This window comes from Botrimarina colliarenosi (assembly GCF_007859955.1).
GTDB classification, from domain to species: domain Bacteria; phylum Planctomycetota; class Planctomycetia; order Pirellulales; family Lacipirellulaceae; genus Botrimarina; species Botrimarina colliarenosi.
In genome coordinates this window covers 68,078-84,267 of the sequence record NZ_SJPR01000008.1, presented here as the reverse complement: position 1 = coordinate 84,267, position 16,190 = coordinate 68,078, and the positions used below count along the sequence as shown (strand labels likewise).

Genomic DNA, 16,190 nt, shown 5'->3' with positions numbered 1-16,190 from the left:
GGGCGGCGTGAAGCGCCGGGCTTGGTTCGACTTCGATGTGCTCCCGGCGATTGACGTGATTTTGCCGCCGACTAGGGTTGCAAGTGGAACAGCAGGAGCCTCGTCCCCCATGCCGATACATTTTCTCCGTCGCCTCGCTGCGACTCATGCGGCCGTCTTCGCCGCTTGCGCCCTCCCCGTAATCGTCGAGGCCGCCGCGCCCGAGGTCCGCGGCACGTGGCTTACCACGACCGGTGCGGAGGACCACATCCGTACCGGCGCCAACACGGCCGCCGTCATGGCCGACCTCCGCCACATTGGTCTCAACACCGTCTACGTCGAGACCTGGAAGAACGGCTACACGAACTACCCGTCGCCGACGCTCGCCGCGATGGCGGGCCCCGACCGGGCGTCCTACCTGGGGAACTCTCGGGACCTCGTCCAAGAGACCGTGACCGAGGCGCACCGCAACGAGCTCAACTACATCGGCTGGTTCGAGTATGGTTTCGCCGCTGAGTTCGTGGGGACGGGCGGCAACACCGCGACGCCGCTCGGCGCCAAGATGCGCGACAACGGCTGGCTGCTGCGGGACCAATCGGGCCGGCTCGGCAATAGCTCCAACGGTTTCGCCTGGATGAACCCCGCCGTTCCCGAGGTGCGACAGTTCCTGATCGACCTTACGCTCGAAACGGTTGTAAACTACGACCTCGACGGCCTGCAGTTCGACGACCGGCTGGCGTGGCCGCGCGAGTTCGGTTGGGACGCCACCACCGCGGCCCTCTATCAGCAAGAGACCGGCCGGTCGCTGCCGGCGAGTGTCGACGACGCTAACTTCCGCTCGTGGCGGCAGGACAAGGTCACGCTGTTCGCCGAGGAACTGACCGCCGCGGTCCACGCCGTGCGGCCCGACCTGCTGCTGTCGGTGAGTCCGTCGATCACGAACTTTTCCGACGTGAACTACAACGCCGAGTGGCCCGTCTGGCAAGACGCGGGGCTGTTTGACGAGTACGCCGTGCAGGTCTACCGCGACAATTACGCGTCGTTCAACGCGACCCTCACGGGCCAGGTGAACCAGTTCTCCGTGGCGGAGCGGCAGGAGCTCGTCGTCGGCCTGCGTGGCAACGGATCGGGGGCCAACACGCCCTACGCCGATGTCGAGGCGATGATCGAGCGGACCCGCCAAGTCGGCGCCGGCGGCCATGCGCTCTTCTACAGCAAGTTTGTCCGCGACGAGTTCGCCGACGAGCTGACCGCGTTCTACGACGTGGCGGAGCAGGGCGAAGCGCTGAACCCGCAGTTCGGCCCCGGCCACCGCGCCGTGCCGGTCGTGGCCTCGGCCGCGGGCGTCAACCGCTGGAGCGTCGAGATTCAAGAAGGCAGCGCCTACAGCCTCATCGCCGAGATCGGCGGCGAGTGGCGGGAGCTGTCGGTCGGCTACTTCCCGGCGGGCGAGCGCGAGCTGACCGTCTTCGGGGCGACCCGTGTCGAGCTGCTCGCCGACCGACGCCCTGTCGAGCCGGCCGACTTCAACGGCGACGGCCTCGTCAACGCCGCCGAATATACGATCTGGCGCGACACGTTCGCTTCCATCACCGACCTCCGTGCGGACGCCAACGGCGACAACTTCGTCAACCTACTTGACTACGACCTTTGGTCGGGCGGCTACGGCTACACAGCGCCGACTGCGACAACGGTCCCCGAGCCGTCGTCTTGCTTCCTGCTACCGATGCTGTTCCTTGGCGCCGCTGGAATAACCACCAAGGAACGAAGGAACTAACGACCATGTTTTGTAGGTTGCTCTTCGTTCCTTTGTTCCTTGGTGGTTCACTCTTTTCGACCACGCTTGCCACGGAGCCGGTGCGCGGCGTGTGGCTCGCCCATCTCTCGAAGGGGGGGCAGTCGTCCGGCGATTACCTCAAGTCGGTCGTCGATCGCTGCGACGCGGTTGGCGTCAACACGATCTACGTCGTCACCTGGAATCGGGGCGTCACGCTCTATCCCAGCGAGCTGATGCGGCGTGAGTTCGGCGTCACGATCGACCCGCGGCTTGAGGGAAGCGACCCGCTTGCGAAGCTGATCGAGCTGGCCCACGCGGCCGACATCCGTGTGGTGGCGTGGTTCGAGTTCGGCTTCAGTTGCAGTTATCACCACCCCGAGGGTGGCCCGCTGCTGGAGCGGCGTCCCGAGTGGGCCGCGCTCGACCGCCAGGGCGCCCTGGTGAGTCGCAATGGCTTTCAGTGGATGAACGCGTTTGACCCAGCCGTGCAAGACTTTCTGCTAGCGATGCTCAAAGAGGTCGTCATCAACTACGACATCGACGGCGTGCAAGGGGACGACCGCCTGCCGGCCCTCCCCAACACGGGCGGCTACGACCCGCTCACGGTCGCTCTTTATCGATCCGAGCACAACGGCGCCGCCCCGCCCGACGATCCCAAGGACGCCGACTGGATCCAGTGGCGGGCCGACAAGCTGAGCCGGTTCGTCGAGCGCGCCTACCACGAGCTCAAGGCGCTCGACCCCGAGCTGTGCGTCTCGTGGGCGCCGAGCGTTTGGCCCTGGAGCCGCAACAACTACCTGCAAGACTGGCCCCGCTGGGCGCGAGAAGGATGGGGCGACGAGTTCTGCCCCCAGGTCTACCGCCGCGACCCGAAGTCGTACCGCACGACGCTCGCCGCCATGAAGCAGCAGGTCCCCGCCGAGGCCCTCTCCAAAGTGTTCCCGGGCGTGCTCATCGCGCTGGGCGGCGGCTACGACCTGCCGAGCGAGAAGGTCCGCGCGATGGTCGAGATCAACCGCGAGCTCGGTTTCACCGGCGAAGTCTTTTTCTACTACGAAGGGCTGAACGAGCACGCAGCGGTGTTTGACTCGTTGTACAGCGAGTGAATCAATGAGTATCGCTGAAAGTGCGGTGGCCGGTGAAACCGGAAAGACTTCGGCAGTTCCTTGCCTGACTTTAGAAGAGCAGCACCTCAGCAGGTTGGGCCCCCCTGAACGTGCTGAGAAGTTTCACGCCGGTACGTCGAAGAACTTGGCCCAAAATCGCTGAGGTTGGGCACACCGCTGTTAGTTAAGAGGCAGCCGCATAACGTCAAGGATAACCGGGCCGGGAGTTGACGTGAACGAGCGAAGCGAGCCAGCCCGACTTTTCCGGCTCCGGCTCATCCGTTTGTTAAGTTGCGATCATTTTCGAGCAGTCCCCGAACAAGGAATGATTCGAATGAAGGTGCAAGTTCGTGAACGCCACCGAAGTCATGATCTTCAACGAGTATGCTACCGGTTGCCCGATCAATACCAAATGGATTTCCGGCACTGTCCCAGCCGATGATGAAAACGCCACGCATCGACCAGCCGTCATCGCCTCGCGTTTCATTTGCGTATTTTTGATGCGTGATTGGTAGTTCATTTATGCCATCGACCCATTCGGAGCCAATTGTTCCGCCGCCACATTCTGTCAGGAACCATCTGAATGCATCGGGCATTCGTCCGAATTGGGATTCAAAGGCAGTAATTTCTGAATCGGAAGCAGGCGGGAACCGGCAGCCGCCGGGCAGGGCGTTAAAGGCGTCGCGCAATTCTAATTTTAGTGCGTCATACATGGGCAACACGCGGCAGATTACCAAAGCAACATACTTGTTATTAGACACAAAAAATGTAGATAAGTCCGCGCAGGACTGCTTATCCAAAAAAAGCGTAAATAAGACTTCCATCAATTGTAGCAAAACCGCACGCCTTTTGTGCCCCCGAAACTCCCCGCGGGGGTCATCACGTACCGCAATCTGGTGGGCGTCTACGCCGCAGAGGTTGTCACAACCTCGGCCAGTTTCGGAACGCCTGAACCTGCCTCAGCTGCATCGTTCTTAGCGGGTTCAGTATCGCAGAAACTGCCGTCGGGGGAAATCACCTCGGCGCCATTCGCCCGGGGGTCAATAATCCACCGGCGCGAGAAGCCGTCACGGCTAAAGGCGCCGAAGTCAATCAAGTGCCACGGCGGCGTTGAGTGCAAGAAGCCGTAGCAACACGCCCGCCGTCGGCACTAACGCCGCTCGCCCGCGCTGTCCGCGTCGAGCTGGCCCATCCGTCGATCAAAGAGCCGCGCGAACCACGCGCCCATCGCCACCGTGACCGCGGTGAAGGCGGCGGCTTCGGCCCAGCGGCCGACGAACAGGTTCGACGCCGCCAGCACGCCCGCCGAGATCGCCACCGCGCCGATGACCGCGACGCCGAGGCCCGCGATGAGCAGGCCTTCGGGTGGCGGCGTCCAGGCGGAGTCTTCCGCGACGCACGCCGCGCGGACCGGGGACCACGCCCCCATCGGGCGGGCGCGGCGATAGAAGGTCTTGAGAATCTCCATCGGCTCGGGCCGCGTTAGCAGGGTGACGGTGACCCAAGCGGCGAAGGTGATCGCCATGCCGACGGCGGCTTGCAGCATGTCCATCCCTTGGGCGGCCGACTCGCCGGCGGCGCGGGCCTCGGCCCAGGCGGGGAAGGCGCTGAGTACGCCGGAGATCGCGACCGGGCCGGCCGTCAGCCCCCCGAGCAGCACATAGACGCACGGCCCACCGACCATCGCGGTGAGCCAGCTCCAGAAGTTGACGCGCCACCACCACCACTGCCCCCAATAGACCGTGGCGGTCGCGCCGTACATGCCGGCCAGCACGATGGCGATGCCGATCAGCGAGTCGGCGTTGAACGTCACGGCGACGCCGACCGCCAAGATCGCCAGCATCAGGACGCGGCCGGCCCAGACGGCGCCCTTCGAGCCGGGCGCCAAGAAACTCGCGTGGGGAAGGATCTGCCGCGCGACGTCGTTGACGAGCGTTTGCGATCCATAGCTCAAGTGGCTCGAAATGGTCGACATAACGCTCGCCAACAAGGCCGCCAGCGCGACACCGTAGAGCCCCGCCGGCAGGTACTCGTCGAGTAGCAGGGCGTAGGCGGTCTCGCGCTGCGAGGGCTCGGCGAGGTACAGCTCGGGGTGGTTCACCAACAGGCCGAGCGACGGCAGGGTCAACAGCAGCAGCATCACAAACAGGCCGATCACCGCCCAGACATTCATGTGGGCCGCGTCGCGGTCGCTTTTGCAAGAGAAGAGCCGCTGGCCTTCGAGATCGACCGATCCGCCCCGACCGACGGTTGGGACGATCAGCCAGGCGAGCACCACCATCGGCCCCAGCACACGGTGTCCCCAGACGGGCCACGTCGAGAGGACCTCGGCCGAGCGCTCGGGGAGCGACGCCTCGATCGCCGCTGTCAAACCCGCGGGCCCGCCATGCATCCAGAGGACCGAGACGAGCAGCACGACGCTCGACGCGACGATAACGAGCGTCTGCATCACGTCGGTGACCACGACGCCCGCGAAGCCGCCGATCCAGACATAGATCATCAACACCGGCAGCACGATTGATAGCGTGATCGTCTTCGGGTCGGTGACGCCCCAGTCGGCGGCGAGGGCGTCGTCGATGCCGAAGGCGGGCCCAAAGATCTTGTGGACCCCCAGCAGCCCGGCGCCGATCCAAGGCGCCATGTTCACGCAGACCGCGAACAGCGACGAGTAGACGCGGACGAAACGCGTCCGCTGCCCGCCGAACCGCAAGGCGTAGAATTCGGGTCCGGTCCGCACGCCGAGCTGCCGCCAGCGGACCGCAAAGATCACCGCCGCGATCATCCACGCCAGCGCGAAGCGCGGCAGGTAGAAGAAGGCGATCGGCAGGCCGACCACCACGGCGAAGCCGCAGTAGGTGGGGCCGACGTCGGCGTTCAGGGCGGTGGCCGCGTACGAGATGCCGTTCACCCAGCCCGGGACGCGGCGGCCGGCGAGGAAGTAATCGTCCTCGGAATCACTCTCGCCCGCTGCCAGCGGGCCCTCTCCCTTGGGCGACCGAAAAAAGCGGCTGGCGACGATCCCGAGCGCCAGGCTGCCGAGCAGATAGACCGCGACCACCACTTGGTCGCTGAACTGCGCGGCGGCGAGCAGGGGCAAGGTCGTCTCCGATTCAGTCAACGATAGGACGGGCCTTTGTAGAAGGCGTCTCCGACGCCGATGACGTCGTGCGGACGTTACTCGGCTCGCCGCGCGATATCGGCGTCGGAGACGCCTCCTACAGAAGATGCTTCAGCTGGCTTACAGCGTTACCGGTGAGTTCGTCTTGTCCGACTTATAGATCGCATCGACGATCGCCTGCACCTTGCGACCTTCCACGGGAGTGGCGCCGACGCCCGGCGTGCGCGACGCAACCGCTTCGGCGAAGTCGGCCATCTGTAGCGACATCTGGTCGACCGCCGGGAGGGTGAGTTTGCTGTCGGCGTTGCGGCCGGCGATCTGGCTCCGTAGTAAGAGGTGGTCGCCGAACAGCTCGAATGACAGCCCGCCGCGATCGCCCAGCAGCGCGACCATCGAGTCGGGAACGGTCCCCACCGGCAGGTTACACGCCCAGGCGACTTGGAGGTCGAGCGTCGCACCCGAGTCGAACGTCACCAACGCAGTGGCGTAGTCGTCGACGTCGCAGACGCCGTCGTAATTCGGCGGCCCGGCCCACATCAACTCGTACAGATACTCTTGCATCGTGACGCCGAACTTGGCGTAGGCCTTGCCGCTCACCGCGACGGCGGTCGGCTGCCCCAGCAGGTGCAGCCCCAGGTCCAGGAGGTGGACGCCGAGGTCGATCAGCGCGCCGCCGCCCGACATCGCCTTGGTGGTGAACCAGCCGCCGAGCCCCGGCACGCCGCGTCGCAGGTAAAGATGCGCTTTGGCGTGGTAGACGGCGCCGAGCTCCCCCGCATCGACCACGCCCTTAGCGCCGGAACCGACCGCCGTAAAGCGGTGCGTGTAGCCGATCTGCAAGACGCGGCCGGTCTCTTCGGCGGCGGCGATGAGCTCGTCGCACTCCGGGGCGGTGAGGGCCATCGGCTTTTCGAGCAGCACGTCCTTGCCGGCCCGCATCGCCTCGAGGGCCATCGGGCGGTGGAAGCAGTTTGGCACGCCGATGACGATCGCATCGAGCGAGCTGTCGTCCCACAGGCTCTTGGCGTCGGAGCCCGACGCGGCGTCGTAATCGCCAGCGAGGGCGGCCGCCCGGTCGGCGTCGCGATCGACGACGCGGCCGACGTCTACCCCAACGCTGACCGCCGCGGCCGCGTGCTTTGCCCCAATCGCCCCGGCGCCCAGAATCCCCAATCGCATCGCCAACTCCCGTGTTCCGCCGGCCGACTAACTGGACGCCCCGGTGCGGGCGCAAGCGGGACCGGTTCCAAGAAATGTGGTGGCGCGCCGCGTAGAACGCAACGGGGCGGACGCGCAGCGGCCTCGGTTCGTAGCGCAAAACGACCGCTAGATCGCCACTCAAAGCCGGCGGGCGGCGGGATTCTTAGCCGCCTCGAGCACGCGGAGGACGGCTATGGTCTCTACCCGCGGCACGAGGGCGCAGCCGGCGTCGATGGAAGGGTCGCCATCCGCCGGCCGCTGAACTCGTGCGACACTTTGTCACTGAAGTGCAAAACGGCACAAAAAAAGCCACCACGCCCCGGGGGGGGGCATGGTGGCGTCTTCGAGAAACTCGGAGGCGGTCTCAGCGATCAGCGTTCGATCGACTGCGAATCGGAATCCGACTTGCTGGCCTCGAAGGCAACCAAGATCACCTTGTCGTTGACCTTAACGATCCGTCCTCGCGCAGAGAGTTGCTCACCCTTGGAGAGCTCCAGGGGCAGCTTGTCGGGCGCACCGAGATCGACAATCAGCTTCTTGCCATCCTCGGTGTTGAGGTACGCGTGCTGGCGCTCCGTCCCCTGGACCTCAACGGTGGTCAGCGAACGGATGTCGCCCGTCACTTCACTTAGCCCGTTCGAGTCGGCCTGCTGGGGCCTGACCCGCGTGCGGTTGCCGTCGTTAATAACGAGCATCCGGCAGAGCACGACCGGCTGGCCGCCCCTGGCCTTCACGACGGGGCCGCGAACCTTGCACTGGTCGCCCGGCTCGCAGGTCATGTCGAGCTGCTCGGCGGGACCGAGGTCGACGAGGACTTGGCGTCCTGTATCGGTGCGCAAGACCATGAGCTGACGCTCCTCGCCGCGTACCGTCGCCCTCCGCTTGGACGCGACTTTACCGGAGAAGGTCGGGGACTTCATTGCGGTCTGTGAATCCTTCTGCCGCTGATTGCGGCTCGCCTGCTGCGAGTCGGCTCGTTGCACGCCAGTCCGGCGATCGATTTCGGTCGTCTCACCATCGTGCTTCACACGGCTGGCGATGAGGATCCGCTTGTCGTTCACCTTAACCGGCGCCCCTTCGACCGTAACTTGATCGTCTTCGGAGAACTCGGTTGCCAGCTTGTCCGCCGGACCTAAATCAACCAGCAATTTGGCGCCTTCCTCAGACGATCCCTCTTCCGTCTTCACCGTCGCGAGAAGACTTGTCGCTCCCCGGTTCTCAAACTTCCGAGTGCTGACGATCGTGCCACGAACCTTCGAGTTGTTGCGGTTTGGCTTGAAGGTCTGACCACTTATCTTCGCTGATTTCGCAACGAGCAACCGCTTGTCGCCTACTTTGACGACGGGACCGGTCGCCTGGACCTCCGTCCCTTCCGCGATGTCGAAGTCCTGCAGCGCCTCGGTCGGGCCTAAATCGACGGTGCTCTGCTTATCTTCACCGCCGTCGAGGCGCACTAGCAAGTGCTCGTTGCCCCGAACCTTGACCTTTTTGACATTGGCGACCGTCCCCTGGGTGCGTCGGGCCTTAGATTGCATCGACTCGCCCTGCTCCTTGCCTTCGGACCGTTTGTCGCCCGAGGCGTTATTGAAGCTGTAAAAGTCGACATCCTCGTAAATGCCGTCGCTGTTCCAGTCGCGATACGTGAAATAGGCGTCGTAGTAGCCATCGTTGTCATAGTCTTTGTAGGTCGTGACGTACTCGTAAGAACCGTCGGCGTCCCAGTCATTGTAGTACGACGGGCCTTTGTTCCAGTACCAGTAGTCGTAGAACCAATCGTCGTTCGCGTAGCGATCATCGTAACCGTAATCCGACTCGTAGCCGTATTGGGTGTCGCCGTACTGGTCTTCGTAGTGCCCCCCGTAATCGAGGTCGCCATCGACGTCGTAATGATAGCCGTAATCGTACTCGTAGTCGGTCACCGTCGCGTCACTGTCGGCTTCTGACGTGTCGTTAGCAGCAGTGCGGCGATAGTCGTTGCCGTCGAACCATTCGGTGATGTCGTACCACGGCTCTTCTTCGTAGTACGGCGTCTCGCTGTAGTCTTCCGCGGCCTTTGCAGGCATTGCAATTAGTGGCGGCGCCAGGAGGGCGCATAGGAATACTCGCCAACTTGATAAAGTCATGTTCTCACTCCTCGGGGATAGAGGGTTTGGATGGGCGCCGTCAATCAACCCCCCGCCCGACGTCTCGGGTAACCTTTGATGGAGGCGAGCGGCGCAAAGAAGTTGCCGGCTAGTTACCGCCAAAAGGCCGCAAGCTGCATGCCAACCGGTGAGCACGCACCTCTGATTGCGCCGGTTAGGTTCGTACGGCCCACCTATCACCAGCGCGAGGAGTAGCTCAACGACGCCGATGTGCTGGTCCTCAGCTCTTACAGGCAGGCGATGATGGGATTGAACCGTTGGTCCTTCCCCGATCTCACAAGGTTGCGCCCAGCGACTAGTTCCGCGAAATGCGGACCCTTTCGACAAAGGGTCGGCAGACGCGCGATTGAAAGAAGACGAACCAACTTGCGCGGAGAGTCCCCAGAGTGGACGAACGATCGCCAACGTCAGCCAGTGCGCGACCCCGCCCCCGCGCCCAGAATCCCCAGTCGCATCGCCTGCACTGGTGGGCGGCCGGCCGACAAGCAGGACGCCTCGGTGGTGGCCCAGCGGCCTCGGTTCGTAACGCAAAACGTCCGCTAAATCGCCACCCAACCCCGGCGGGCGGCGGGGTTCCTAGCCGCATCGAGCACGCGGAAGACGGCCATGGTTTCCTCCCGCGGCACGAGGGCGCGGCCGGCGTCGAAGAAGTCGAGGATCGCCGCCGCGGCGTCGACAAACAGCTTCGAGTCGTCCACCACGACCTGCTTCGACCAGCGGTCGGTCGTCAGTGTGGCGACGAATGGCACGTGCTCGGCCGCGTTGAAGTCAATGGTCGCCATCCTGCCTCCGCTGAGCTCGATCGCCAGGGTGGGATGGTGCTCGGCGCCGCCGATGACGAGGCGCTGGACCTCGGGACCGAGGCAGCTCACCGCGAGTTCGACCGGGTGGATGCCGTACTCGCCGAACGAGGCGCCCCCCGCCCATTGCGAGAGGCTCACCAGTGGGTCCCTTAGCTTGGCGGTCTCGGCTTGAACGTTGGTGGTCCGCAGCGCCGAGGTGGTTTGGATCGCCACGCCATGCCGGTCGGCGAGGGCGAAGATCCGCTCGGCCGTGGCGGCGTCGGGGGCGAACGTCTTGTCGACGAACGTCGTCTTGCCGTGCGGCAGGACCGCCTCGCAAAGGCCGAGGTGCGTCTCGGGGGTCGAGGGCGCCAGCACAGCGAACGCGTCGACCGTCGCGGCGAGGGCTTCGATCGTGTCGAAGTAGGGGAGTCCCTTCTCCGCCGCCCACGCCTTGCCCTTCTCAGCTTGTTGGGCGGTGACGCCGGCGACTTCCCAACCCCGCTCGGCGAGGGGGCCGCGGAACGCCGCGAGGTAGGTGTTGGCGTGGAAGTTATCGAGGTCGTCGTCGACGAAGCCAATCCGCTGAGCGCTCATAGGGGCCGGGTCCTGGATGTCGGAGGGACCCCTCAGAGTAGGGCGGCTCGTTGCCGTCGCCCAGTCCCGATCGCCTCCCGCACACGGCCGGCCCTATCAGGACGCCCCGCCTCAAACGGCGAGGACGACCTTCTCCGCCGGCTCGACTTCGCGCACCGACTCGCCGGCGGCAGGTTCGGGCTCGAACCACCCGCCAACGACTTCCTCGTCGTAAGCGGTCAGCTTGTTGAGGCCATCGAGCGCGGCGACCTTGTAGGCCTCGGCCATCGTCGGATAGTTGAAGACCGAGTCGCGGAAGTAGTCGAGCGTGCCGCCGAACGCCATCACGGCTTGGCCGATGTGGATGATCTCGGTCGACGACTCTCCAATGGCGTGGATACCCAAGAGCTGACGCGTTTCGCGGTGGAACAGCAGCTTGAGCATGCCGGACTCGTCGCCGGCGATCTGGCCACGGGCGATCTCGCTGAACCGTGCGAGGCCCACCTCGTACGGCACATGGTCGGCGGTGAGCTGCTGCTCGCTCTTACCGATCGAGGAGATCTCCGGAACCGTGAACAGGCCGTAAGGGATCTCACCCATCTTACGCGCAGGGACGCCGAAGGCGTGGCAGACCGCTTGACGGCCTTGCTCCATCGACGCGCTAGCGAGCGCCGGGAAGCCGACAATGTCGCCCACGGCGTAGACGTGCGGCACGTCGGTCTGGAATCCGTCACCGACGACGATCCGCCCGCGGCTGTCGGGGGCGAGGCCCGCCGCCTCGAGATTGAGCGACGCCGAGTCTCCCTCACGGCCAACGCTGAAGAGCACCGTTTCGCCGAGGATCCGCTTGCCACTCTCGAGTTCGACGGCGACCGAGTTGACGCCGACGCGGCGCACCTCGGCGACATTCTCACCCAGGCGGAACGTGACGCCCATCGAGCGGGCGTTGTAGACCAGTGAGTCAACGATTTCGCGGTCGCAGAAGTCGAGCAGTCGATCGCGGCCGTCGATGATCGTGACGCGGACGCCAAGCGTCGCCATCATCAGGCCGTACTCGACGCCGATGACGCCGCCGCCGACGACGATCATCGACCGCGGGATGTGGTCGAGCTCAAGGAACTCGTCCGAGTCGAAGACCGTGCGGCCATCGAACGGGATGTGAGGGGGCCGCGCCGGCTTGGTTCCAGGGGCCAACAGCACTTTGTCGGCCTCAATAAGAATCGGGCCCTCGATGTTGAGGACTTCGATCGTGTGCGGATCGACAAAGCTCGCTTCGCCAACGAGCGTCTCGACGCCATTGCGGTCGAATTGGTCCTGGATGACGTCCCATTCCCGTCGCGAGACTTGGGCGAGCTTTTGCCGCAGGGCGTCCATGGTGATCGACTTCCGCGAGCGGTACTGGTCGCCGTAGACCTCGCGCTGGCGGAAGCCGGTGAGGTGGAGGATCGCCTCGCGCATCGTCTTGGAGGGGATCGTCCCGGTGTGCAGGCAGACGCCGCCAACCAGTTCCTTCTGGCGCTCGGCGATCGCGACGCGCTTGCCGAGCTTCGCGGCGCAGATGGCCGCCTTCTGTCCACCGGGGCCGCTGCCGATCACTACGAGGTCGAAGCTATTCACGTCGGTCGCCTTTGCGTCATTTGCGGAAAGAAGGGTCCGCGTAAACGTAGGGCGAGAAGGGCGGCGCGTCGGCGAAGTGGGAGGCGCGCTCCCGAAGAGGGGCGCCGAGTATTCCGATTGTATTGGCTGGAGGACCGTTATGTGGGAGACCCCTCCCCCTTCGGGCCATGGCGTCGATTCAATCGGCCAGGAAGGCGACGATCCCGTCGGCGTCTTCGAGTGTCTCGACCAGCAGGTCGGGCCCGGCGGCGGCGAGCACCTCGGCGGGCGTGTGCCCTGTCGGCGCGGCGACGGCTAGAGCGCCGACCGCGCGGGCGCAGCGGATGTCGTTCGGTGTGTCGCCGATCACGACGATGCGTTCAACGTCTGACTGGCCGCCATGACGCTCGCGAGCTCTTGCGACCGCAGTCATGGCGATGTCGTTGCGATCGGGATGGTCGTCGCCGAAGCCGCCGAAAGCAAAACGGTCCCACAATCGGTAGTGCTTGAGTTTGACCTCCGCCGCGGCGGCCACGTTGCCGGTCAGCAAGCCGAGGTGCACGTCGCCGAGCGCCTCGAGCCGGTCGATCAGCTCGAACACGCCCGGCAGCACCAGCCCGTCGCAGCGCCGCACGTGATCGGTGATGCGGGCGACGTAGCCGGCGCGGAAGCGGTCCCAATTCGCCTCCGAGTTCTCGATGCCGTGGGCGAGGAACAGATTGCCGGCGATGCCGCGGTCGCTGCACCCGGCGAAGGGGACCTCGCGCGAAATCTCGGCGACGCCAAAATCCTCGGCAAACGTCTCGGCAAAGGCGTACATCCCCGCGCCGCCGGTGAGGACGAGCGTGCCGTCGATGTCAAAGAGGCAGACTTTCATAGAGACGTTTTTTCACCACAAAGGAACGAAGCAACGATGGTTTGTAGTTGTCGCGAATTCATGGGACCACTTTTTTTATCGCTTCCGTCGTTTCTTGGTGGTTAACTCACCGCAGCGGCGGGCGATCGCGATCGGCTCGCTGCTGGTTGAGCAGGGCGAGGGCCGGTGGTTCTAGGCGGAGCAGCTTGATCAGTTGGGTCCGTGAGACGCCGAGTCGCTCGGCGGCGGTTGCTTCGTCCCAGTCGACGGCGGCGATGTGGTCGAGCGCCTCGGCGAGCAGGGCGGGGAAGTCCTCGTGCTCGGGATTCACCGCGATCTTCCCGCCGCGTGTGCGGCCGGTCCACAGGTCGCTGAGCTCGTCGAAGACGCCTTCGCGGTGCTCGATCGCCAGCCGGACCCGCAGCCGCTGGGTCGCCACCACGCGGTTCTGCTGTTGGCTGCGGCGTTCGTTTGCTTCGGCGGCGACGCCGGTCGGCCGGTGCGTGAGCACGACCGCGGTTTCGACCTTGTTGCGGTGCTGGCCCCCCGGACCCGAGCGGCGTAGCCGTCTCTGATCGCAGTGGGCGAGCAATTCGGCGATCGGCATTTGGGCGGGGTGCATCGGCCGGCCGGGCGGGGAGGCTGGAGGAAGTTCCAAAGCGAAGTCTATGCTCTGGGGTATGCCAGACTCACCCCACCCGCCCCAGCCTACGAGCGTCCCGCAAGAGCGGACGGTCGCGGTCGTTTGGCCGTCGATCGCCGCCGGCGCGTGGGGACAGTGGCTGGGCCGGCTTTATGGCAATCGTCTCGGCGTGCGGATCGCCGGCGTGCCGCTCCTGTTGGGTTGGCTGATCGCGATCGTCACGGCCCCATTGGCCGCGCTGCTTTACCTGGCCCGCAAGGCGCCGCGGAAGCCGCTGGTGCTCTTCGGTCCCGTGAACGCCGACGGCCTCCGCTATCGGCTGACGACGAAGCGGCTGCTCATTGAGAACCCCTTCGAGAAGGACGCCTCGCCGGTCGCCCAGCTGGCGATCGACGATTTCGACGCGGTCGAGATCGACGTGCTTCCGGGACAGGCGTGGTACCACGCCGGCGACGTGGTCTTCCTCAAGGAGGGCAAGGAGCGGCTGCGGTTGGCCGGGACGCCGCGCCCCGAGCCGTTCGTCCACACGGTGCTGAATACCCAGCAGGCGTGCCGCCTACGACGGCCGGAGACAAAGGCGAAAGCGGGCGATGGAAAGCCGCAGCCGAACGTCGCCGTTTAAGCGGGATCAATCGTTTTTCTTGAGCCGCAGGCGCTAGCCTCGGGCAGCGCCACAAAAGTCGAGCGTGGTCCCTCATCGGCCCCGCAATTGCTTCGCCGCCTCAACGGCAAAATAAGTCAGCACGCCGTCGGCGCCGGCGCGTTTGAACGCCATGAGGCTCTCCATCATGACCGCGTCGCGGTCGAGCCAGCCGAGCTGCGCTGCGGCGGCGATCTGGGCATACTCGCCCGATACCTGGTAGGCGAACGTCGGCGCGGCGAACGTCTGTTTGACGCGCGTCACGATGTCGAGGTAGGGCTGCCCCGGTTTGACCATCACCATGTCGGCGCCCTCGGCCAAGTCGAGGGCCACCTCGCGGAGTGCCTCGTCGCCGTTCGCGGGGTCCATCTGGTAGGTCTTCTTATCCCCTGTGCCGAGCGAGCCCGCCGAGCCGACCGCGTCGCGGAACGGGCCGTAGTAGGCCGACGCGTACTTGGCGGCGTACGCCATGATCGAGACGTGGTCGAAGCCGGCGCCGTCGAGCACATGACGAAGATAGCCGACGCGGCCGTCCATCATGTCGCTGGGGGCGATCACGTCGCACCCGGCCTCGGCCTGGACGAGTGTCTGCTTGCCGAGGGCGTCGAGCGTTTCGTCGTTGGCGACATAGCCGTCAATCACCAGCCCGTCTTGGCCGTGGGACGAGTAGGGGTCGAGCGCCACGTCGGCGAGGACGCCCACCGCGTCGCCGAGCTTCGCTTTGACTTCCCGGATCGCCCGGCAGACGAGATTGTCGGGGTTCCACGCCTCCTCAGCGCCGGGGGTCTTGAGGTCGTTGGGAGTCGCGGGAAACAAGGCGATCGCGGGGACGCCAAGCTCGACGGCCTCGACGACCGCCGACTCCAAGAGATCGACGCTCAGCCGGTCCACGCCCGGCATCGAAGCGACCGGCTCGCGGCGCTTGGCCCCCTCGCTGACAAAGATCGGCCAAATCAGGTCCGCCGGCGATAGTCGGGTTTCAGCAACCAACCGACGCGACCAATCGTGACGCCGCAGGCGGCGGAGCCGCGTGGCGGGAAAACTTCCGTATTGCATGCCGAGCCTTGGTGGGGGAGGGTTCTCAACGATTTGAACCACAAAGGAACGACGGAACCAAGGGAGCGATCTTTTCAACTCCGCAACGACGGCTTATTCGGCCCCCCTTTGTTCCGTCGTTCCTTCGTGGTTTGCTTTCAGCAACCTGCCAACTCAATCCGCCATGCCTGAGAATAACCGCCCCCCCGAGATGCACGTCGGACCGTTCCGGTTCACTTCGGTCGGGGTGCGCATCGACGGCAAGCCCTCGGTCGAGGCCTGGAAAGGGCCGCTGCAGTTCGCTCTCTGGTGCCAGAAGGCGGGGCCGTGGTGGATCGGCGATCTGCTGAACGCCGGCGACGACGCTTTCGGCGAGACGTTCTACGCGATGTGCGAGGGCGCCATTTCGGGCGACCAACTCAACCGCTACGCGTCGGTCGCCCGCCGCGTGCCGATCCGCAATCGCCGGCCGAGCCAGAGCTGGAGCGCCCACGCCGCGGTGGCCCGGCTCGACGACGCCGGCCAGCGGCGCTTGCTGGCCCTGGCGGAAAAGAACGGCTGGTCGAGCGAGGAGCTGCGGGCCGAAGCGCGACGGGTCACGACGTAAGGAAATAATCGGAATAAAGTCGCAAAGTGTGGAGCATTACGATATCGTAATCCTCCGTCTCCCGGGGACCGGGTGATTAAGAGGACGACGAAACTCTCTTGGAAAGAGACGATTTCGTGTGGACGGCTACA

The 16,190-nt window shown here is 65.0% G+C and carries 13 protein-coding genes; 4 read left to right on the top strand and 9 right to left on the bottom strand.

Features of this window, described 5'->3' with window-relative positions; all coding sequences use genetic code 11:
- Positions 1-109 precede the first annotated feature (109 nt).
- Positions 110-1,756, top strand: a complete 1,647-nt coding sequence (locus tag Pla108_RS19180) for a family 10 glycosylhydrolase (RefSeq protein ID WP_146446595.1) — start codon at positions 110-112, stop codon at positions 1,754-1,756.
- Between the two features lie 5 nt (positions 1,757-1,761).
- A complete protein-coding gene (locus Pla108_RS19175) occupies positions 1,762-2,862 on the top strand; it encodes a glycoside hydrolase family 10 protein (RefSeq protein ID WP_146446594.1) in 1,101 nt (366 codons plus the stop codon).
- Positions 2,863-3,137: 275 nt separating this feature from the next.
- Here Pla108_RS19175 and Pla108_RS19170 read toward each other — a convergent pair whose 3' ends face one another.
- The 8 genes from Pla108_RS19170 to Pla108_RS19135 all read right to left on the bottom strand — a co-directional run bounded on the left by Pla108_RS19170 (position 3,138) and on the right by Pla108_RS19135 (position 13,756).
- Positions 3,138-3,686, bottom strand: a complete 549-nt coding sequence (locus tag Pla108_RS19170; RefSeq protein WP_197526713.1) for an SMI1/KNR4 family protein — start codon at positions 3,684-3,686, stop codon at positions 3,138-3,140.
- 326 nt (positions 3,687-4,012) lie between these two features.
- Positions 4,013-5,959, bottom strand: coding sequence for a sodium:solute symporter family transporter (locus Pla108_RS19165; protein WP_197526712.1), 1,947 nt, complete (start codon positions 5,957-5,959; stop codon positions 4,013-4,015).
- Between the two features lie 141 nt (positions 5,960-6,100).
- Positions 6,101-7,159, bottom strand: coding sequence for a Gfo/Idh/MocA family protein (locus Pla108_RS19160; protein WP_146446592.1), 1,059 nt, complete (start codon positions 7,157-7,159; stop codon positions 6,101-6,103).
- 392 nt (positions 7,160-7,551) lie between these two features.
- Positions 7,552-9,243 carry a hypothetical protein gene (locus tag Pla108_RS19155; protein ID WP_146446591.1) on the bottom strand — a complete coding sequence of 564 codons (1,692 nt, stop codon included), beginning with the start codon at positions 9,241-9,243 and terminating at the stop codon, positions 7,552-7,554.
- 620 nt (positions 9,244-9,863) lie between these two features.
- Positions 9,864-10,703, bottom strand: a complete 840-nt coding sequence (locus Pla108_RS19150) for a Gfo/Idh/MocA family protein (RefSeq protein WP_146446590.1) — start codon at positions 10,701-10,703, stop codon at positions 9,864-9,866.
- A gap of 111 nt (positions 10,704-10,814) precedes the next feature.
- On the bottom strand, positions 10,815-12,299 hold the full coding sequence (sthA, locus tag Pla108_RS19145) for a Si-specific NAD(P)(+) transhydrogenase (protein ID WP_146446589.1): 1,485 nt from the start codon (positions 12,297-12,299) through the stop codon (positions 10,815-10,817).
- Positions 12,300-12,477: 178 nt separating this feature from the next.
- Positions 12,478-13,155: an HAD family hydrolase gene (locus Pla108_RS19140; RefSeq protein WP_146446588.1), complete on the bottom strand. Its 678-nt coding sequence runs from the start codon at positions 13,153-13,155 to the stop codon at positions 12,478-12,480.
- A gap of 106 nt (positions 13,156-13,261) precedes the next feature.
- Positions 13,262-13,756, bottom strand: a complete 495-nt coding sequence (locus tag Pla108_RS19135) for a peptide chain release factor family protein (protein ID WP_146446587.1) — start codon at positions 13,754-13,756, stop codon at positions 13,262-13,264.
- A 58-nt stretch (positions 13,757-13,814) separates the two neighbouring features.
- Here Pla108_RS19135 and Pla108_RS19130 point away from each other — a divergent pair, with 58 nt between their 5' ends.
- The gene (locus tag Pla108_RS19130) at positions 13,815-14,399 is read left to right on the top strand and encodes a hypothetical protein (protein ID WP_146446586.1); all 585 of its coding nucleotides are present in this window, start codon (positions 13,815-13,817) and stop codon (positions 14,397-14,399) included.
- A gap of 72 nt (positions 14,400-14,471) precedes the next feature.
- Here Pla108_RS19130 and hemB read toward each other — a convergent pair whose 3' ends face one another.
- Positions 14,472-15,473 (bottom strand): porphobilinogen synthase, encoded by a 1,002-nt coding sequence (hemB, locus tag Pla108_RS19125; RefSeq protein WP_146446585.1) that lies wholly within the window; start codon positions 15,471-15,473, stop codon positions 14,472-14,474.
- 163 nt (positions 15,474-15,636) lie between these two features.
- Here hemB and Pla108_RS19120 point away from each other — a divergent pair, with 163 nt between their 5' ends.
- Positions 15,637-16,059 (top strand): hypothetical protein, encoded by a 423-nt coding sequence (locus Pla108_RS19120; RefSeq protein ID WP_146446584.1) that lies wholly within the window; start codon positions 15,637-15,639, stop codon positions 16,057-16,059.
- Positions 16,060-16,190 lie beyond the last annotated feature (131 nt).